Origin of the sequence: Vogesella facilis, from assembly GCF_042648525.1 — a bacterium.
Lineage (GTDB): Bacteria > Pseudomonadota > Gammaproteobacteria > Burkholderiales > Chromobacteriaceae > Vogesella > Vogesella facilis.
The window spans coordinates 76,137-95,374 of record NZ_JBHRXN010000012.1; the positions used below are offsets into that span (position 1 = coordinate 76,137).

Consider the following 19,238-nt stretch of genomic DNA (forward strand, 5'->3'; position numbering starts at 1 on the left):
CTTAGCCCGGGCCAGCGCAGTGCATCCGGACTAGCTCGGTCATCGACGCCTGCACGGCGATGTGCAAGTAAGCGCGTGCGGCCAACGTTGGCCGCCGCCACAAAGCACAAGGCCACGCCCGATGGGCGTGGCCTTGTTGTTCAAACGGCGATGGCTCGGTACAGGCTCCGTCGCGCCGGCTCAGTCCGCCAGCGCCTGCGCCAGATCGGCGAGGATGTCGTCGATGTCCTCGATACCGATCGACAAGCGCAGCTGGCCGTCGCGGATACCCAGCGCCGCCTTCTGCTCCGGCGGCATGCCGCCGTGCGACATGGTGTAGCTGTGGTTGACCAGCGACTCCACCCCGCCCAGCGACTCGGCCAGCATGAACAGCTGCAGCTTGCCGGCGATGCGGCTGGCGGCGGCGCGGCTGTTGTCCTTCAGGTACACGGTGACGATGCCGCCGAAACGGCGCATCTGGCGGCGGGCCAGCTCGTGCCCCGGGTGCGCCGGCAGGCCGGGGAAGAACACCTGCTCGATGGCCGGATGGCTCTGCAGGAAGGCGGCCACCTTTTCCGCGTTGTCGCAGTGGCGCTCCATGCGCAGCGCCAGGGTCTTGATGCCGCGCAGGGTCAGGAAGCAATCCTGCGGCCCCGGCACCGCGCCGGCGGCGTTCTGGATGAACTTGATCGCCTTGTACAGCTCGCTATCGCTCACCGCCACCAGCCCCAGCAACACGTCGGAATGGCCGCCCAGATACTTGGTGGCAGAATGCACCACGATATCGGCGCCCAGCGCCAGCGGATTCTGCAGGTAGGGGGTGGCGAAGGTGCTGTCCACCGCCACCTTCACCCCGTGCTGGTGGGCGGTGGCCGACAGCGCGGCAATGTCCACCAGGTTCAGCAGCGGGTTGGTCGGTGATTCCAGCCACAGCAGCTTGGTGTTGCTGCCGATCAGCGGCGCCAGCTTGGCCGCATCGGTCAGGTCGGCAAAGGTCACCTTGATGCCCTGCGCCGCCATCACCTTGGTCAGCACGCGGTAGGCGCCGCCGTACAGGTCGGCCACGGCGATCACTTCGTCGCCCGGCTGCAGCGTGGCGCGCAGCACCGCATCCACCGCCGCCATGCCGCTGGCGAACGCCAGCCCGTGCGCGGCGCCTTCCAGCGCCGCCAGGTTGGCCTCCAGCACTGCGCGCGTCGGCGTGCCGGTGCGCGAGTAGGCAAAATCCAGCTGCTCGCCGACTTCGTCATGGGCGAAGGCGGAGGTCTGGTAGATCGGCGGCATCAGCGCGCGCTGGTGGCCGTGGTAGTCGTAGCCGGCATGCACGGCCTTGGTGGCGAATTTCATCAGCAACTCCGTAGTCGGTAGCTTGCGGCCAACGTTGGTCGCAAGCGCAAATCGGTAGGGCGAAAGCCATGCCGCGGCGTTCCGCCTGTGCGGGGCCGTAAGTGCCTATCAGCGCTGGTAGGCGCGGTGCAGCTTGCTTTCCACCCGCTTCTGCACCTGCTCGAACGCGGCACTCAGCACCCAGTAGATGGCGGCGGCCATCAGGTACAGCGGCAGCGGCTGGAAGGTCTGCGCGATCAGGTCCTTGGTGCTCATCATCAGCTCGGACACGGTGATCACCGACACCAGCGAGGTGTCCTTGATCAGCGAGATCAGGCTGTTGGCCAGGCTGGGCACCGCCAGGCGCAGCGCCTGCGGCGCCACCACGTAGCGCATGCCCTGCCACCAGGACAGGCCCAGCGACAGCGCGGCATCCCACTGGCCGCGATCGACGCCGGCAATGGCGCCGCGCAGGCTTTCCGACAGGTAAGCGGCCACGTTCAGCGTCAGCGCCAGCACGCCGGCGGTCACCGGCTCGAACTCGATACCCACCGACGGCAGGCCGTAGTAGATCACGAAGATCTGCACCAACAGCGGCGTGCCGCGCATGGCGCTGACGTAGAACGCCATCAGCTGCGACAGCAGCGGGATGCGCGCCACGCGCGCCAGCGCCACCACGAAGCCCAGCACCAGCCCCAGCACCATGGAGATGCTGGCGAAGAACAGCGTCAGGCCGGCGCCCTGGATCAGCACCGGCATTGCGTCTTTGGCCAATTGCAGCCAGTCCATATCGTCTCCTCGCCCGTGCCAGCACCAGTGCAATGCCTGCTTACCCCACCAGTAGACATTGCCCGGACGGCTAATACCGGGTCTGCAAATAAAAACGCCTCCGCGCCATGCGGAGGCGTGTGTCAGGCTGCCGATTTTAGCGTGCGGACGGCGCCTTGGACACGTCGATGCCGAACCACTTCACGGAAATCTTCTTGAAGCTGCCATCCTTGTACAGCGCGTTCAGTGCGCCGTCGATGGCGGTCTTGAACTTGGGGTTGCCCTTGGCGAACGGGATGCCCATCGAAGTGCTGCCACCCACCGGTGCGCCGGCTTTCAGCGGCAGCTTGGCTTCTTTCAGCGCGAACGGGATCAGCAGGCTGTCGTTGACGGCGGCGTCGATGCGACCCAGCGCCAGGTCCTGCAGGATTTCCGGTGCCGACGGGTAGAACTTGGACTCGATGCCGCCCTGCGCCTTCACCATCTCGGCGTAGTTGCTGCCCTGGGTCACGCCCATTTTCTTGCCGGCCAGGTCGGCCAGGCTCTTGAAGCCGCGGTTTTCATTCTTGCGCACGATCAGCTGGGCGCTGGAGATGGTGTACGGCACCGAGAAGTCGAACACTTCCTTGCGCTTGTCGGTAATCGACACCTGGTTCAGCACCACGTCGAACTTGCCGCCCTGCAGGCCGGCCAGCAGGCCGCTCCACTCGCCGGTGATGAATTCCGGCTTCAGCTTCAGTTTCTTGGCCAGCGCCTCGCCCAGTTCCACTTCGAAGCCGGTCAGCTTCTGCTCTTTGTCCTTGAAGTTGAACGGCGGGTAGGTGCCTTCCAGCGCGATTTTCAGGGTGCCGCGCTGTTGCACGGTTTCCAGCAGATCGGCGGCAAAAGTATGCGCGGTGAGGCCAAGCAGGGTCAGCGCGAGCAAAGTCTTCTTCATCGTTGTTATTCCTTAAAGCTATTGATTGGCGAATCAATAAAACGAATGGCACTTTAACAAATTCACCGGCGCTTCTCCAGCGCCGGCTTCGAACATATTTATCTATACAAATTCACACGTGGAATAGCACGCCTTACCAGCCGTTTTCCAGCACCACCTGCCCCGGTGCGGCCAACCTGGCCAGCCGGCAGCCCAGCTGCTGCAGCTGGGCATAGGTGTCCTTCACCATGCGCGGGTTGCCGCAGATCATGAAACGCGACGCTTCCGGACTGATGGAGAGGCCGGCGGCCGCCGTCAGGCTGCCATCGGCCAGCATGGCCGGAATGCGCGCCGACAGCGCGCCCGGCACCGCCTCGCGCGTGACCACCGGCAGGTATTGCAGCTTGTGGCCGTAGGCATCGCCGTGCAGCGGGTGGTCGCGCAGCGCGGCGATCTCGTCGCGGTAGGCCAGCTCCACCGCCTCGCGCACGCAGTGCACCAGCACGATGTGCTCGAAGCGCTGCCACACGTCTTCCTGCTGCAGGATGGACAGGTACGGCGCCAGCCCGGTGCCGGTGGCCAGCAGCCACAGCTGCTCGCCGTCCGGCAGGCGGTCGGCGGTGAAGAAACCGGTGGCCTTGCGCTCCAGCAGCACGCGGTCGCCCTCGCCCAAGTGTGCCAGCCGGCTGGTGAACTGCCCGTCCGGCACCACGATGGAGTAGAACTCCAGGTGCTCGTCCCACGGCGCCGACACCATGGAATAGGCGCGCCACACGTAGCCGCCGTCCGGCAGCGCATGCCCCAGCCGCGCGAACTGGCCGGGCACGAAGCGGAAGCCGTCCGGCCGGCTCAGGCGGAAGCTCAGCAGCTTGTCGCTCCAGTGCTGCAGCCAGTCGATGCGCTCGCTGCTGAATTTGTCGTCCTGCACGGCGGCAGGCGCGGTAGAAATGCTCGACATGACGAATATCCGACTAATTTACTCGGATAATCATCCTCCAGCCTGCGCATTAATGCAAGCCGGCCGGCAGCGCCGGCGGCCACGCGTTGCCGCCGCCTGAGCGCGGCCATGAAAAAAGCCACCGCAGGCGGTGGCTTGTGTGACGACAGCACGCGGCCTCAGCCCGGCTGCCAGCCACCACCCAGCGCGGTGTACAGGCTGACTGCCGCCTGCAGGCGCGCCAGACGGGCATCGGCCAGCGCCTGCTCCAGCTGGAACACGCTGCGCTCGGCATCCAGCACTTCCAGGTAGCTGCTGTAGCCGTTGTCGTAGCGCAGCCGCGCCAGGCGCAGCGCCTCGCGCATCGCGTCCAGCTGCTTGCGCTGCGCCAGTTCGGTCTCGCGGCTGCCGCGCACCGCGGTGAGCGCATCCAGGGTGTCGGCAAACGCCGCCTGCACCGCCTTCTCGTAGCCGGCCAGCGCCTGCTTCTGCCGCGCCGTGGCGGCGGAGACATCGGCGGCGATGGCGCCATTATTGAAGATCGGCGCCGTCAGGTTGCCGGCGAAGTTCCACACCTGCGCTGGGCCGCTGAACAGCTGCGCCAGTTTCAGGCTTTCGCTGCCGATGCCGGCGGACAGGCCGATGCTGGGGAAGTAGGCGGCACGCGCCACGCCGATGCGGGCGTTGGCGGCAATCAGCTGCTGTTCGGCCGCGGCGATGTCCGGGCGGCGCAGCAGCAGGTCGGACGGCAGATCGCCCGGCACGCTCGGCGCTTCGGCCAGCCGCTCCAGCGGCTTGCCGCGGCTCGGCGCCTGCAGCAGATCACGCGGCGAGCGGCCGAGCAGCACCGCCAGCGCGTGTTCGCTCTTGTCCACCGCCTGGCTGAGCTTGGGCACCGCCGCCTGCGCCGAGGCCAGCTCGGCCTCGGCCTGCTTCAGTTCCAGCTCCGAGGTCATGCCGCCGTTGAAGCGCTTCTGGCGCAGCATGAAGCTGTCCTCGCGCCCCTTCAGCGTGGCCTGCGCCGCCGCCAGCTGGGCGTCGAAGGCCAGCAGCTGGAAGTAGGCATTGCTGACCTGCGCCGCCAGCGACAGCCGCGCTGCCGCCAGGCTGTACTCGCTGGCCGCCAGGTTGGCCGCAGCGGCCTCGCGCTGGCGGGCGAGCTTGCCCCACAGGTCCAGCTCCCAGCTGGCGCTCAGCCCGGCCTGGTGGTAGCTGTACAGCGCGCCGGCGGCGCTGCTGTATTCCGAACTCTGGGTACGCGTGCTGCCGAGCTTGGCGTCCACGCGCGGCAGCTGGCTGGCGCGGGCGCTGCCCAGCGCCGCCGCCGCCTCTTCCACCCGCGCCGCGGTCTGCTGCAGGTCGCGGTTGTAGCGCAGCGCCTCGTCGATCAGCGCATCCAGCTGGCTGTCGCCAAAGCTCTGCCACCAGCGGGCATCCACCTTGGCCACCTGCTGGCCGGCCGGCAGTTCCAGCGCCGGGCGCTGGTAATCCGGGCCCACCGCGGCGCAGCCGGACAGCGCCAGCGCCACCATTAGCGGCATCAGGGCATGTTTAGGCGTCATGGTCGGCTCCTTCCTGTTTCTGCTTGCCTTGACTCAATTGCATGATCAGTTTGAAGAACAGCGGGATGAACAGCGCGGCGATGAAGGTTGCGGCCAACATGCCGCCGATCACGCCGGTACCGATGGCGTGGCGGCTGGCGGAGCCGGCACCGCTGGAAATGGCCAGCGGCACGCAACCCAGGATAAAGGCCAGCGAGGTCATCACGATCGGGCGGAAGCGCAGCTTGGCGGCCTCGATCGCCGCCTGCCCCAGCGCCATGCCTTCTTCCATCTTCAGCACCGCGAATTCCACGATCAGAATGGCGTTCTTCGCCGCCAGGCCGATCAGCGTCACCAGCGCCACCTGGAAGTACACGTCGTTGGCGAGGCCGCGCAGCCAGGTGGCCAGCAGCGCACCGAACACCGCGAACGGCACCGCGGTCAGCACCGCGATCGGCAGACTCCAGCGCTCGTACTGCGCCGCCAGGATCAGGAACACCATTACCAGCGCCACCACGAACACCATCGACGAGGAACCGCCGGTGGATTTTTCCTGGAACGCCGAGCCGGTCCACGCCAGGGTGTAGCCGTCGGGCAGCACTTCCTGCGCCACCTGCTCCATTGCCGCCAGCGCCTGGCCCGAGCTGTAGCCCGGTGCCGGGCCGCCGACGAACTTGGCGGACGGGAAGGCGTTATAGCGCTCGACGATTTCCGGGCCGGTGGTCTGCTGCACGCTCACCAGCGAGGTGAGCGGCACCATCTGCCCGCTGCTGGAACGCACGAACACATTGGCCAGGTCGGCCACGCTGTCGCGATAGCTGGCCTCGGACTGCAGCTGCACGGTGAAGATGCGGCCGAACTTGCTGAAGTCGTTGACGTACAGCGAGCCGAAGGTGCTGCTCATGGCGTCGAACACATCGCTCACCGCCACGCCCAGCGCCTTGGCCTTGTCGCGGTCCAGCTGCACGTTCAGCTGCGGCACGTTGGCAGAGAAGGTGGTCTGCACGCCGGCCAGTTCCGGCCGCTTGCTCGCCGCCATCATCAGCTTCTGCGCCAGGCCGGCCAGCTCGCCGGAAGAGGCGCCAGCACGGTTCTGCAGGTAGGCCTCGAAACCGCCGGTGGACGACATGCCGGAGATCGGCGGCGGGTTGAATGCCAGCACCAGGCCTTCCGGCACGCGCATGCCCTTGCCGAATACGTCACCCACCACCGCCTGCGCCGACAGGCCCGGCGCATGGCGCTCGCCCCACGGCTTGAGGGTGATGAAGGTCACCCCGGTGTTGCTGCGGTTGGAGCCGGACAGGATGTCGAAGCCGGCAAAGCTCATCACGTCCTTCACTGCCGGGTTGGCCGCAATCTGCTTGTCGAAGCTGTTCATCACCCCCAGCGTGCGGTTGATGGCGGCACCGTCCGGCAGGATGGTGGCGGCGATCACGTAGCCCTGGTCTTCTTCCGGCGCCAGCGACGACGGCACCAGCTTGAACAGCCATACCGAGCTGCCGATCAGCACGCCGAAGATGACCATCGCCAGCACCGCGCGACGCAGCAGGAAGGCCACGCCGCTGCTGTAGCGGCTGGTGAGGCGGTCGAAGAAGCGGTTGAAGGCCTCGAAGAAGCGGTTGCTGTGCTGGTGCTCCGGCTTGAGCATCAGCGCGCACAGCGCCGGGGTCAGCGTCAGCGCCACGATGCCGGAGATGGTCACCGAGATGGCGATGGTGATGGCGAACTGGCGATACATCTCGCCGGCGATACCGCCGAGGAAGGCCACCGGGATGAACACCGCACACAGCACCAGCACGATGGCCACCACCGGGCCGCTGACTTCCTTCATCGCCTGCAGGGTGGCCTCGTATGGCGGCTTGCCCTCCTGCATCATGATGCGCTCGACGTTCTCCAACACCACGATGGCGTCATCGACCACGATACCGATCGCCAGCACCATGCCGAACAGCGTCAGGGTGTTGATGGAGTAGCCCAGCAGGTACATGCCGGCAAAGGTACCGACGATGGACACCGGCACCGCCAGGCCCGGGATCAGCGTGGCGCGCCAGTTCTGCAGGAACAGGTATACCACGGCGAACACCAGCACCATCGCCTCGCCCAGCGTCTTCACCACCTCTTCGATCGACACTTCCACGAAGCGGGTGGTGTCGTACGGAATGGTATAAGACAGCCCCTGCGGGAAGCGGCCGGACAGCTCCAGCATCTTGGCTTCCACTGCCTTGGCGGTATCCAGCTGGTTGGCGCCCGGCGCCAGGTTGATACCGATAGGGATGGTGGACTTGCCGTTGTACTTGCCGAAAAAGTCGTAGGACAGCGCGCCCAGCTCTACCCGCGCCACATCCTTCAGCCGCACCTTGGCGCCTTCGCTGCCGGCGCGCAGGATGATGTTCTCGAACTCGGCAACGTCGGTGAAGCGGCCCTTGGTGGTGATGGTGTAGGTGAAGTCAGGCTTGCCCTCGGTCGGCGTGGCGCCGATCTTGCCGGCGGCGAACTGCGCGTTCTGCTCGCGGATCGCCTTGGCCACGTCGCTGGGCGTCATGCCCAGCTGCGCCAGGCGATCCGGCTTCAGCCAGATGCGCATCGCGTAATCCTGGCCGGCAAAGTTGGTGACCTGGCCCACGCCCGGAATGCGCTTCAGCTCGTCCACCACGTTCAGCAGCGCGTAGTTGCTCATGAACAGGGTGTCGAAGCGCTGGTCCGGCGAGTACAGCGCCACCACCTGCAGGAAGGTGGCCGCCTGCTTGCGCACGTTCACGCCCTGGCGGCGCACTTCTTCCGGCAGGGTGGACAGCGCCGACTGCACGCGGTTGTTGACGTTGATGGCGGCCTGATCGGGGTTGGTGCCGATCTTGAAGGTGACGGTGACCGTGAGGCGGCCGTTACTGGCGCTGGACGACTGCAGGTACAGCATGTCGTCCACGCCGTTGATGGCCTGCTCCAGCGGCGAGGCCACGGTTTCGGCGATCACCTCGGCCGAGGCGCCCGGGTAGGCGGTGGTAATCGCCACCGACGGCGGCACGATCTGCGGGTACTGTTCGATCGGCAGTGCGCGCATGCCGAAGAAACCGGCCAGCACGATGACGATGGACAGCACCGACGCGAAGATCGGCCGGCGGATGAAAAAGGCTGAGAACATAGTGTGAGCTCCCCCGCCTTAGCCTTGCGCCGGCGCCGAAGCGGCGGCCTTGGCAGCCTGCGGTGCCACGGCAGCGCCCGGACGCAGCTTGATCAGGTTATCCACGATCACCTTGTCGCCGGCCTTCAGCCCGCTCTCCACGATGAAGCCACCGTTGGCCGCCGGCGTATCCGCCAACTGCAGCGGACGCGGTTCCACCTTGTTGTCCTTGCCCACTACCCACACCAGCTTGCCCTGCTGGGTGGACAGCACCGCCTGCTGCGGTACCACCAGCGCGCCGACGCGCACCGCGCCTTTCAGCTCCACGCGCACGAACTGGCCGGCGCGCAGCTGGTTCTGCGGGTTGGCAAAAGTGGCGCGCGCCGCCGAGGTGCCGGTGGCCGGGTCGATCACGCGGTCGGCAAAATCGATCACGCCGTCGCGGCCGTACTGGCTGCCGTCCGGCAGTTTCAGCGACACGGTGTAGCGGTTGCCGGCCGGCAGGCGCAGCTTGCCCTCGCCGGACAGCTTCTGGCTCTTCAGCACGTCGTTGTCGGACAGCGAGAACTTCACGTAGATCGGGTCCAGCTGCGAGATCTTGGTCAGCAGGCTGCCTTCGCCGGCCTGCACCAGGCTACCCTCGGAACGCACCTCGGCGCTGGTGATGCCGGAAATCGGCGCCGTCACCCGGGTGTAGTCCAGGTTGATCTGCGCGGTTTTCAGCACCGCGCGCGATGCCGCCACCGAGGCCTTGGCGCTGGCCAGCGCCGCCACCGCGTCGTCGCGGTCTTTCTGGCTGACGGCGTTTTCCTTGAACAGCGGCAGCACGCGGTCGTAATCCTGCTGTGCGCGGATCAGCTTGGCGTCTTCCAGCTTCAGCGCCGCCGCCGCCTGCTCTACCGCCGCCTGGTATGGCGCCTGGTCGATCTGGAACAGCAGCTCGCCGGCCTTCACCGCCGCGCCCTCGGTATAGGCGCGTTTCTGCAGGATGCCGGACACGCGGGCGCGCACTTCCACTTCACGCGAACCGCTGGTCTGGGCCACATATTCGGTGGTGACCGGCACGTCGGCCGGCTTCATTTCCACTACGCTGACCGGCATCGGCGGCATATTGCCGCCGGCACCGGCGTGTTCGGCCTGCTGTTGGCCGCAGGCTGCCAGCAGTACGGCCAGGGGCACGAGGGCAAGCGTGTGTCGAGGCTTGATGGTTATCACGAAAGGCTCCTTGATGGGTGAAGGTCCTGATGCTGCGTATTGTCGTTGTAACTGGGAAATTCAGTAGTGCGGCCAAGCTGTCGCCCGAGCGGGCCAGCAGCGGCAGACATGTTCACAGTAGCTTACGCGCTTGCTATCGGCATGGCTGGCGCAGGTGCGCCACAACATACCAAATGCATTGCATGGCCCGGTAGTGACAAAAAGGACATTGTCAGCCCGGCAATAACGGCGGATAATACATACATTCATGTACGTATGTAAACAAGGCGGCTGCGCGCCCGGCGGTTTGCCGCTATGCTTACGCCCGCCGCAAAAACCCCACTGCTATCATGGCCCGCAAGACTAGAGAAGAAGCCGAACAAACCCGCCAACTGCTGCTGGACACCGCCGAGCGCGTGTTCCACGAGCAGGGCGTGGCGGCGACTTCGCTCGCCGACATCGCCACCGCCGCCGGACTCACCCGCGGCGCCATCTACTGGCACTTCAGCAACAAGCTGGACCTGTTCACCGCCATCTGCGACCGCATCAAGCCGGAGCTGGAAGAGATGGAAGGCATGCTGCAGGACCAGCGCCATTCGCCGGCCGCCCGGCTGTGGCGCCATGCCATCGCGCTGTTCGAGATGGTGCGCGACGACGAGCGGTTGCGCCGCATCTGCGCCATCCACCACATCGGCTGCGAGCAGGTGGGCGAAATGGCGCCGCTGCTGCTGGAGCAGATCAGCTGGAACCTGGAAAAACAGGCCAAGCTGCAGCAGGTGCTGGAGGAGGCGCAGCGCGCCGGCCAGCTGCGCGACGGCGTGCAGCCGCGGCTGGCCGCGCTGGGCCTGCACTCGCTGTACGGCGGGCTGTGCCACAGCTGGATGATCAATATGCAAGACCACACTGTTCACCAGCATGTGGAAAGCCTGTTAAGCCCTTATTTTGTCGGGGTTTTCCGCGATAACTGCTGGCTAGATGCCCCTGCAGCGGACAACTGATTCGCGTATACTGCCCGGCTTTCCCGCTTCGACAGCCAGATCACAGCATGAGTCACGCGATCAGCATCGAGTCGGTCAGCAAGCGTTTCGGTAGCTTGCAGGCCCTGGATGACATCAGCTTTACCGTAGAACACGGCGAGTTCTTCGCCCTGCTCGGCCCCAACGGCGCCGGCAAGACCACCCTGATTTCCGCCATGGGCGGGCTGTCCCGCCCGGACAGCGGCCACATCCGCATCATGGGCCACGACGCGGTGCGCGCCACCCGTGCCGCGCGCATGCAGCTGGGCGTGGTGCCGCAGGAACTGGTGTTCGACCCGTTCTTCACCGTGCGCGAAACGCTCGCCTTCCAGTCCGGCTACTTCGGCATCCGCAACAACGATGCCTGGATCGACGAGCTGCTGTTCAAGCTCGGCCTCACCGACAAGGCCAGCACCAATATGCGCGCGCTGTCCGGCGGCATGAAACGCCGGGTGATGGTGGCGCAGGCGCTGGTGCACCGCCCGCCGGTAATCGTGCTGGACGAACCCACCGCCGGTGTGGACGTGGAACTGCGCCAGAGCCTGTGGGCCTTCGTGCAGGAGCTGAACGACGCCGGCCACACCATCGTGCTCACCACCCACTACCTGGAAGAAGCCGAAGCGCTGTGCAGCCGCATCGCGATGATGAAAAGGGGCCGCCTGATCGCGCTGGAAGCCAAGGACAAGCTGCTGTCGCGCAGCGCCAGCCGCGAGATCGCGCTGAAACTCGCCGCGCCGCTGCCGGCAACGTTGGCCGCAAGCTTCCAGGCACGCGAAAGCGACGGCCGCCACATTCTCACCCTGCCGGAAATCGGCCGGCTGGAAGAAGTGCTGCGTGAATTGCGCCTCGCCAGCGTGGAAGTACGCGAGCTGTCGGTGCACGAGACCGACCTGGAACAGGTGTTCGTGGAACTGATGAACGGAGCAAAGAACTGATGCAAGGCTTCATGACCCTGTTCAAGAAAGAGATCCTGCGCTTCTGGAAAGTGGCGTTCCAGACCGTGGCGGCACCGGTGCTGACCGCGCTGTTGTACCAGCTGATCTTCTCGCATGTGCTGTCGCGCCACGTGGAAGCCTACCCGGGGGTGAGCTACACCGCGTTCCTGATTCCCGGCCTGGCGATGATGACCATGGCACAAAACGCGTTTGCCAACAGCTCGTCCAGCCTGATCCAGTCCAAGATCACCGGCAACATCGTGTTCCTGCTGCTGCCGCCGCTGTCGGCGCTGGAATTCTTCGGCGCCTACCTGCTGGCCTCGGTGGTGCGCGGCATGGTGGTGGGCAGCGGCGTGCTGCTGATCACCGCCTGGTTCGGCCTGCCCGTGCCGGCCAACCCGCTGTGGGTGCTGGTATTCGCCATGCTGGGCTGCGGCGTGCTGGGCACGCTGGGCATCATCGCCGGCATCTGGGCCGACAAGTTCGACCAGCTGGCGGCGTTCCAGAACTTCATCATCATGCCGCTGACCTTCCTCTCCGGCGTGTTCTATTCCATCACCAGCCTGCCGCCGCTGTGGAAGGCCGTGTCGCACCTGAATCCGGTGTTCTACATGATCGACGGCTTCCGCTACGGCTTCTTCGGCCAGGCCGACGTGTCGCCGTGGCTGGCCGCCGCGGTAGTGGGCGGCAGCTTCGTGCTGCTGTCCGCCTGGGCCTTGCATTTGCTGCGCAGCGGTTACAAATTACGCCAGTAACGACGTTATATCCGGCCGCGCGGCGCCACGCCGCGCGCCGACAACAATAGCTTTCAGACAGGATACTGCCATGGTTAGTGCAACTTACATCCAGGACGTCATCAGCGCCGGCCTGCCCTGTGACTTCATCCAGGTCAACGGCGACGACGGCACCCATTTCGACGCCGTGATCGTCAGCCCGGAATTTTCCGGCCGCAATCGCGTCCAGCGTCATCAACTGGTATACAAGGCGCTGGGCGACCGCATGCGTGCGGAAATCCATGCACTGTCGATGAAAACGCTGAGCCCGGAAGAGTGGGCACAACAACAAGGCTGAATCGGATAATGGACAAACTGGTCATCCAGGGCGGCACTGGCCCGCTCAACGGCGAAATCCGCGTCTCCGGCGCCAAGAACGCCGCGCTGCCCATCCTGTGTGCCGGCCTCTTGACGGCCGACACCCTGAAACTCTCCAACGTGCCGATGCTGCGCGACGTGTTCACCACCCAGAAGCTGCTGCAAGGCATGGGCGTACGGGTGATGACCGATAACGTGCAGGAAGTGGAAATCACCGCCGCCAGCCTGGACACCCTGGTGGCGCCGTACGAGCTGGTGAAAACCATGCGCGCCTCCATCCTGGTGCTGGGCCCGATGCTGGCGCGCTACGGCGAAGCCACCGTGTCGCTGCCCGGCGGCTGCGCCATCGGCAGCCGCCCGGTGGATCAGCACATCAAGGGCCTGGTGGCCATGGGTGCCGAGATCTCCATCGAGCACGGCTACGTGAAAGCCAAGGCCAAGCGCCTGCGTGGCGCGCACATCGTGATGGACATGGTCACCGTCGGCGGCACCGAGAACCTGCTGATGGCCGCCGCGCTGGCGGACGGTACCACCATCCTGGAAAACGCCGCGCGCGAACCGGAAGTGGTGGATCTGGCCAACTGCCTGGTGGCAATGGGTGCCCGCATCCAGGGCATCGGCAGCGACAAGATGGTGGTGGAAGGCGTGGAGCGCCTGCACGGCGCCGAATACGCGGTGATGCCGGATCGCATCGAGGCCGGCACCTTCCTGGTGGCCGGTGCCATGACCCGGGGCCACGTGGTGCTGCGCAATGCCGCACCGCGCGCCATGGACGTGATCCTCGACAAGCTGGCGGAAACCGGCGCCATCATCGAATGCGGCGACGACTGGATCTCGCTGGACATGAAACGCCGGCCGAAAGCGGTCAACGTGCGCACCATGCCGCACCCGGGCTTCCCCACCGACATGCAGGCGCAGATGATGACGCTGAACACCATCGCCGACGGCGCGGCGGTGATGACCGAAACCATCTTCGAGAACCGCTTCATGCACGTGCCGGAACTGAACCGCATGGGCGCCAGCATCGAGGTGGAAGGCAACACCGCCATCGTCAAGGGCGTGGACAAGCTGTCCGGCGCCACGGTGATGGCCACCGACCTGCGCGCCTCCGCCAGCCTGGTGATCGCCGGCCTGGCCGCCGAGGGGGAAACCACGGTCGACCGCATCTATCACCTGGACCGCGGCTACGAGCACATCGAAGCCAAGCTCAACGGCGTTGGTGCCAATATCACCCGCACCAGCTGATTGCCGCCGCCGGCCAGAAAACCACAAAAGCCCCGCACGGGGCTTTTATTTTTTTAAACATCAACATAGCGCTTTGCTGAAAACCCGCCCGCGTTTACCATTATTTGATCAAACAATTACAACAAAGACCTGAAAAGGTCACAAATCCGGCTGCGACGGCAGCGAGACAGACACGGGTATTGATTAAATTAAACACGGAGAAACAGCATGCCCAAGAGTATCAAGGCCAAGCTGCTGACAGGGGCCGGCCTGCTGGTACTGATCGGCTTTGCCGCCATCACCGGCCTGAACAGCTGGCTGGCGTTGCGCCAGGCCGAAGACAGCGTCCTGCAACAGGCGCGCACCCAGGCGCAGGGCGAGGCCAACAAGCTGAGCATGCTGCTGGAACGCAGCTACACCGCGGTGGAAGGCTTGGCCGCCGCCATGCAGGCGCTGCCGGACAGCGGCGCGCCGCAACCGCGGCAGCTGGCCAGCGCGCAGACCCGCGCGCTGCTGCCGCAGCACCCGGAAGCGGTGGGCATCTTCAGCCTGTGGGAGCCCAACAGCCTGGACCAGCGCGATGCCGAGCTGGCCGGCAAGGCGGAAAACGGCGCCAACGGCCGCGCCGGCGCCTACTGGTACCGCAAGGAAGGCCAGCAGGGTGTGGTGTGGGGCGCCGACAATGTCGATGGCGACGAGTACTACGCCGGCCCCAAGAGCCTGCGCCGGCCGGTGCTGACCGAGCCGTACGAGGACCGCGACATCAAGGTGCTGATGGCCACCCTGTCCTACCCGGTGCTGCGCGGCGGCCAGTTCGTCGGCGTCGCCGGCCTGGACATGGCGCTGGGGCAGCTGCAGCAGCTGGCCAGCGCGGTGCGGCCGTATGGCGACGGCTACATGACCATCTACGCCAACAGCGGCCTGGTGCTGGGCGCGCCGGACAAGAGCGCGGTCGGCAAGGCCGACAACACGCTGCCACAGGCCGCCAGGGCGGCGATTCGCGCCGGTCAATCCTTCGACTACCGCAGCGCTGACATGCTGCACTTCATCCAGCCGATACAGGTTGGCCGCACCGCCCATGCCTGGGCGCTACGCATCTCCATCCCGCAGCACAGCGCCTTTGCCGACACCCGCGCCGCCATCATCAAGTCGGCGCTGCTGAGCCTGGCGGCGCTGCCCGTCATCCTGCTGGCGCTGGGGCTGCTGCTGGGACGGCTGATCACCCCGCTGGGCCGGCTGCAGAGCGCGCTGTCCGAGCTGTCCAGCGGCGACGGCGACCTCACCCGCCAGTTGCAGATCAGCGGCCACGACGAGATCGGCGCCTCCGCCGGCGCCTTCAACCGCTTCAGCCAGTCGCTGCGGCAGATGCTGCTGGAGGTGCGCGAGCGCACCCACCAGGTGCACGACGCGGTGGCGGCGCTGGGCAGCGAAACCGCGGACATCAGCCAACACTCCGGGCAGCAGGCGCGTGCCGCCACCTCCACCGCCAGCAGCGTGGCGCAGCTGTCCAGCAGCATCGGTCGCATCGCCGAGGCCGCCAACCAGGCCGAACGCGCGGTGCACGACGCCGGCGACGAAGCGGAACAGGTGGCGGACAGCGTGCACAGCACCGCGCGCGAGATCGGCCGCATCGCCGACACCATCCGCAGCGTCGGCAGCGTGCTGGATCATCTGGAAAATCGCTCCGCCCAGATCAGCGGCATCGTGCAGGTGATCAAGGACATCGCCGAGCAGACCAATCTGCTGGCGCTGAACGCCGCCATCGAGGCGGCGCGCGCCGGCGAGCAGGGCCGCGGCTTCGCGGTGGTGGCCGACGAGGTACGCAAGCTGGCCGAGCGCACCGCCGGCGCCACGGTGGAAATCGCCGCCAGCATCCGCCAGATCCAGGAGGAAACCGCCAGCGCCGCCGGCAGCATGGATGCCGCCATCCTGCAGGTGGAAAACGGCGTGACGCTGGCCGAGCGCGCCGCCGGCGCCATTGAGCAGATCCGCGAACATAACCGCGGCGTGCTCGGCACCGTCACCGACATCGCCCACGCCACCGCCGAGCAATCCGCCGCCAGCCGCGAGATCGCGCACCACATCGAGCACATCCACGCCATGACCGACGACACCGATGCCTCGCTGCAGCACGCCAACAGCGCGGTGGGCGAGCTGCGCCGGCTGGCGGACGAGCTGCAGGCGCTGCTGGCGCGCTTCCGGCTGTAACAAGGTTGGCCGCAAAAAAAGGCGCTGCCGTGGCAGCGCCTTTGTTACCCAGCCAGACTGGCTTACAGCCCGTCGAAGGTGCACACGGTGAACAGCGGCACCTGCGCATCGCGCATCAGCTGGCCGCCGCCCAGCTCCGGCAGCTCGATGATGGCGGCGGTTTCCACCACCTCCGCGCCCATGCGCTGCAGCAGCTTGTAGCCGGCCATCATGGTGCCGCCGGTGGCGATCAGGTCGTCCACCAGCACCACGCGCTCGCCCGGCTTGCAGGCGTCGGTGTGCATTTCCACCGTGGCGTTGCCGTATTCCAGCTCGTACTCCTCCTCCACCGTGGTGTAGGGCAGCTTGCCCTTCTTGCGGATGGGAATGAAGCCGACGTTCAGCTCGTAGGCCAGCACCGAGCCGATGATGAAGCCGCGCGCGTCCAGCCCCGCCACCATGTCGATGTTCTCGCCCATGTAGCGGTGCACGAACACGTCGATCAGCATGCGGAAGGTCTTGGGGTTCTGCAGCAGCGGCGTGATGTCGCGGAACATCACCCCGTCGTGCGGCCAGTTCGGCACGGTGCGGATCCAGCCCTTGAGATAGCTGGCGTAATCCAGATTGCTGAGGTTTTCCATCTTGCTACCTTAGAACATCGCCAGTTTCACGACCCACAGCGCGGCGATCACCAGTACCGCCGGCTTCAGGTCGGCAAAGCGGCCGGCCAGGATCTTGATCGCAGCATAGCTGATGAAGCCGAAGGCGATACCGTCGGCAATGGAGAAGGTGAACGGCATCGCCACCGCGGTCATCACCGCCGGTGCCGACTCGGTCAGGTCGTCCCAGTTGATCTCGGCCAGGCCACGGGTCATCAGCACCGCCACGTAGCACAGCGCCGGTGCGGTGGCGTAGGCCGGTACGGTCTTGGCCAGCGGCGAAATCCACAGGCAGGCCAGGAACAGGATCGCCACCACCACGGCGGTGAGGCCGGTGCGGCCACCGACGGCGGTGCCGGCGGCGGATTCGATGTAGGCGGTAGTGGAGGACGTGCCCATCACTGCGCCGGCGGTGATCGCTACCGAATCGGCCATCAGCGCGCGCTTCAGGCGCGGCAGCTTGCCATCCTTGTCCAGCAGGCCGGCGCGGTGCGACACGCCCACTAGGGTGCCGGTGGTGTCGAACAGGTCGACGAAGAAGAACACGAAGATCACGCCCAGCAAGCCGGCGGTCAGCGCGCCGTTCAGGTCCATGTGCAGGAAGGTCGGCGCCATGCTCGGCACCGCTGCCACCACACCTTCAAACTTGGACAGGCCCAGGATGATGGACAGCGCAGTCACGGTTAGGATGCCGATGATGATGGAACCATGCACGCGGCGGTATTCCAGCGCCACGATCAGGAAGAAGCCGAGAATGGCCAGCAGCACGCGCGGGTCGTGCAGATCGCCCAGCGTCACCAGGGTGGCCGGGTGATCCACCACCACGCCGGCGTTCTTCAGCGCGATGATGGCCAGGAACAGGCCGACGCCGGCGGAAATGGCGAACTTCAGCGATTGCGGAATGGCATTGACGATGGCTTCCCGCACCTTGAACAGGCTTACGATCAGGAACACGATGCCGGAGATGAACACCGCCCCCAGTGCGGCCTGCCACGGCACGCCCATGCCTTTCACCACGGTGAAGGTGAAGTAGGCGTTCAGGCCCATGCCCGGCGCCAGCGCGATCGGGTAGTTGGCCACCAGGCCCATGATGCCGGTGCCCAGCGCGGCGGCCAGGCAGGTGGCGACAAACACGGCATTGAAATCCATGCCGGTAATCGACAGGATGGCCGGGTTGACGATGACGATGTAGGCCATCGTCAGGAAGGTGGTAAAGCCGGCGATCACCTCGGTCTTAACGTCGGTGCCGTGCTCTTTAAGCTTGAAAAAGCTTTCCAGCAGCATCTTGTGCGCTCCCTCGTCCTCGCAACGGACGTAACATGTTGAAAAACGCGCGATTCTACCCTGAAACGCTTGTTTGTGGTTTGCCTTGACCACCGGTGGCGCGGCTTTAATCGTGTGCAGGGCTTGTGGTATCCTGAAATATTGCTCAGTCAGTTTCGGGATCCGTTTCATGTCGCAAGCTCAAGGCACGATTTTCATCGTGGTCGCCCCTTCCGGCGCCGGCAAGACCTCGCTGGTCGCCGCACTGCTCCAGGCCGAACCCGGCGTCGAGCTGTCGGTGTCGTACACCACCCGCGCGCCGCGCGAGGGCGAGGTGGACGGCAAGAGCTACCACTTTGTCGAGCGCAGCCGCTTCGAGGGCATGATCGCCGAGGGCGATTTCCTGGAGTACGCCGAGGTGTACGGCAACTACTACGGCACCAGCGCCCGCTGGCTGCGCGAAAGGTTGGCCGCAGGCCACGACGTGCTGCTGGAAATCGACTGGCAGGGCGCGCGCCAGGTGCGCAAGGTGTTCCCGGACGCGGTGGCGGTGTTCATCCTGCCGCCGTCGATCGCAGTCCTAGAAAGCCGCCTGCGCGGCCGCGCCACCGACAGCGAGGAGGTGATCGCCCGCCGCCTGTCCGAAGCCCGCGCCGAAATCGACCTGGTTGCCGATTACGACTACGTGATCGTCAACGATGACTTCGCCACAGCCCGCCAGGACCTGATCAGCGTCATCCGCTGCCAGCGCCTGCAGGCCGGCAAGCAGTTGTCGCGTCACGGCGATGCCATCGCCGCGATGCAATCGCCGCGCTAGGGCTTTATCCGGCGCGTGCAATCCCTTATCGTTTGTCCATTCTTGTAAGTGAGATTCATCATGGCCCGCATCACTGTTGACGATTGCCTGGAACGCATCCAGAACCGTTTCGATCTGACCCTGGCTGCCGCCTACCGCGCGCGCCAGATCGCTTCCGGCGCCACCTCCTTCGTGGAACAAGGCCGCAACAAGCCGACCGTCGTGGCGCTGAAAGAAATCGCCGACGGCCACGTTGGCAGCGAAGTGCTGACCCGCACCAAGAGCTGA

The 19,238-nt window shown here is 65.8% G+C and carries 17 protein-coding genes; 8 read left to right on the forward strand and 9 right to left on the reverse strand.

Annotation, left to right across the window (positions count from 1 at the left end):
* Window positions 1-180 precede the first annotated feature (180 nt).
* The 7 genes from ACFOLG_RS06905 to ACFOLG_RS06935 form a co-directional block, all read right to left on the reverse strand.
* The gene (locus ACFOLG_RS06905; RefSeq protein WP_386089980.1) at window positions 181-1,326 is read right to left on the reverse strand and encodes a trans-sulfuration enzyme family protein; all 1,146 of its coding nucleotides are present in this window, start codon (window positions 1,324-1,326) and stop codon (window positions 181-183) included.
* A gap of 108 nt (window positions 1,327-1,434) precedes the next feature.
* Complete coding sequence (locus tag ACFOLG_RS06910; protein ID WP_386089982.1) at window positions 1,435-2,094, reverse strand: amino acid ABC transporter permease; 660 nt, start codon at window positions 2,092-2,094, stop codon at window positions 1,435-1,437.
* A 136-nt stretch (window positions 2,095-2,230) separates the two neighbouring features.
* A complete protein-coding gene (locus ACFOLG_RS06915) occupies window positions 2,231-3,010 on the reverse strand; it encodes a transporter substrate-binding domain-containing protein (protein WP_386089985.1) in 780 nt (259 codons plus the stop codon).
* Between the two features lie 133 nt (window positions 3,011-3,143).
* Window positions 3,144-3,947, reverse strand: a complete 804-nt coding sequence (locus ACFOLG_RS06920; RefSeq protein ID WP_386089987.1) for a ferredoxin--NADP reductase — start codon at window positions 3,945-3,947, stop codon at window positions 3,144-3,146.
* 158 nt (window positions 3,948-4,105) lie between these two features.
* Window positions 4,106-5,488 carry an efflux transporter outer membrane subunit gene (locus tag ACFOLG_RS06925; RefSeq protein WP_386089990.1) on the reverse strand — a complete coding sequence of 461 codons (1,383 nt, stop codon included), beginning with the start codon at window positions 5,486-5,488 and terminating at the stop codon, window positions 4,106-4,108.
* Window positions 5,478-8,606 carry an efflux RND transporter permease subunit gene (locus ACFOLG_RS06930; RefSeq protein ID WP_386089992.1) on the reverse strand — a complete coding sequence of 1,043 codons (3,129 nt, stop codon included), beginning with the start codon at window positions 8,604-8,606 and terminating at the stop codon, window positions 5,478-5,480. The genes ACFOLG_RS06925 and ACFOLG_RS06930 overlap by 11 nt, the downstream gene beginning before the upstream one ends.
* Window positions 8,607-8,624: 18 nt before the next feature.
* Window positions 8,625-9,764 carry an efflux RND transporter periplasmic adaptor subunit gene (locus tag ACFOLG_RS06935; RefSeq protein ID WP_386089996.1) on the reverse strand — a complete coding sequence of 380 codons (1,140 nt, stop codon included), beginning with the start codon at window positions 9,762-9,764 and terminating at the stop codon, window positions 8,625-8,627.
* Window positions 9,765-10,129: 365 nt separating this feature from the next.
* On the opposite strand from ACFOLG_RS06935, the gene ACFOLG_RS06940 reads away from it, so the two are divergent.
* From ACFOLG_RS06940 to ACFOLG_RS06965, 6 genes are all read left to right on the forward strand, one after another.
* Complete coding sequence (locus tag ACFOLG_RS06940; protein WP_386089999.1) at window positions 10,130-10,777, forward strand: TetR family transcriptional regulator; 648 nt, start codon at window positions 10,130-10,132, stop codon at window positions 10,775-10,777.
* A 47-nt stretch (window positions 10,778-10,824) separates the two neighbouring features.
* Window positions 10,825-11,730 carry an ABC transporter ATP-binding protein gene (locus ACFOLG_RS06945; RefSeq protein WP_386090002.1) on the forward strand — a complete coding sequence of 302 codons (906 nt, stop codon included), beginning with the start codon at window positions 10,825-10,827 and terminating at the stop codon, window positions 11,728-11,730.
* Window positions 11,730-12,485, forward strand: a complete 756-nt coding sequence (locus tag ACFOLG_RS06950) for an ABC transporter permease (RefSeq protein ID WP_386090005.1) — start codon at window positions 11,730-11,732, stop codon at window positions 12,483-12,485. The genes ACFOLG_RS06945 and ACFOLG_RS06950 overlap by 1 nt, the downstream gene beginning before the upstream one ends.
* Window positions 12,486-12,555: 70 nt before the next feature.
* On the forward strand, window positions 12,556-12,801 hold the full coding sequence (locus ACFOLG_RS06955) for a BolA family protein (RefSeq protein ID WP_349590533.1): 246 nt from the start codon (window positions 12,556-12,558) through the stop codon (window positions 12,799-12,801).
* Between the two features lie 8 nt (window positions 12,802-12,809).
* On the forward strand, window positions 12,810-14,066 hold the full coding sequence (gene murA, locus ACFOLG_RS06960) for a UDP-N-acetylglucosamine 1-carboxyvinyltransferase (RefSeq protein ID WP_386090007.1): 1,257 nt from the start codon (window positions 12,810-12,812) through the stop codon (window positions 14,064-14,066).
* Window positions 14,067-14,273: 207 nt separating this feature from the next.
* On the forward strand, window positions 14,274-16,253 hold the full coding sequence (locus tag ACFOLG_RS06965; protein ID WP_386090009.1) for a methyl-accepting chemotaxis protein: 1,980 nt from the start codon (window positions 14,274-14,276) through the stop codon (window positions 16,251-16,253).
* A gap of 62 nt (window positions 16,254-16,315) precedes the next feature.
* Here the strand turns inward: ACFOLG_RS06965 and ACFOLG_RS06970 are convergent, their stop codons facing one another.
* Window positions 16,316-16,873 carry an adenine phosphoribosyltransferase gene (locus tag ACFOLG_RS06970; protein WP_386090011.1) on the reverse strand — a complete coding sequence of 186 codons (558 nt, stop codon included), beginning with the start codon at window positions 16,871-16,873 and terminating at the stop codon, window positions 16,316-16,318.
* Window positions 16,874-16,882: 9 nt separating this feature from the next.
* Entirely contained in the window at window positions 16,883-18,175 is a 1,293-nt protein-coding gene (locus ACFOLG_RS06975; protein WP_386090013.1) for an NCS2 family permease, read from the reverse strand.
* Between the two features lie 169 nt (window positions 18,176-18,344).
* Here ACFOLG_RS06975 and gmk point away from each other — a divergent pair, with 169 nt between their 5' ends.
* The gene (gene gmk, locus ACFOLG_RS06980; protein ID WP_386090015.1) at window positions 18,345-18,971 is read left to right on the forward strand and encodes a guanylate kinase; all 627 of its coding nucleotides are present in this window, start codon (window positions 18,345-18,347) and stop codon (window positions 18,969-18,971) included.
* Between the two features lie 60 nt (window positions 18,972-19,031).
* Window positions 19,032-19,238 carry a DNA-directed RNA polymerase subunit omega gene (gene rpoZ, locus ACFOLG_RS06985; RefSeq protein WP_174875977.1) on the forward strand — a complete coding sequence of 69 codons (207 nt, stop codon included), beginning with the start codon at window positions 19,032-19,034 and terminating at the stop codon, window positions 19,236-19,238.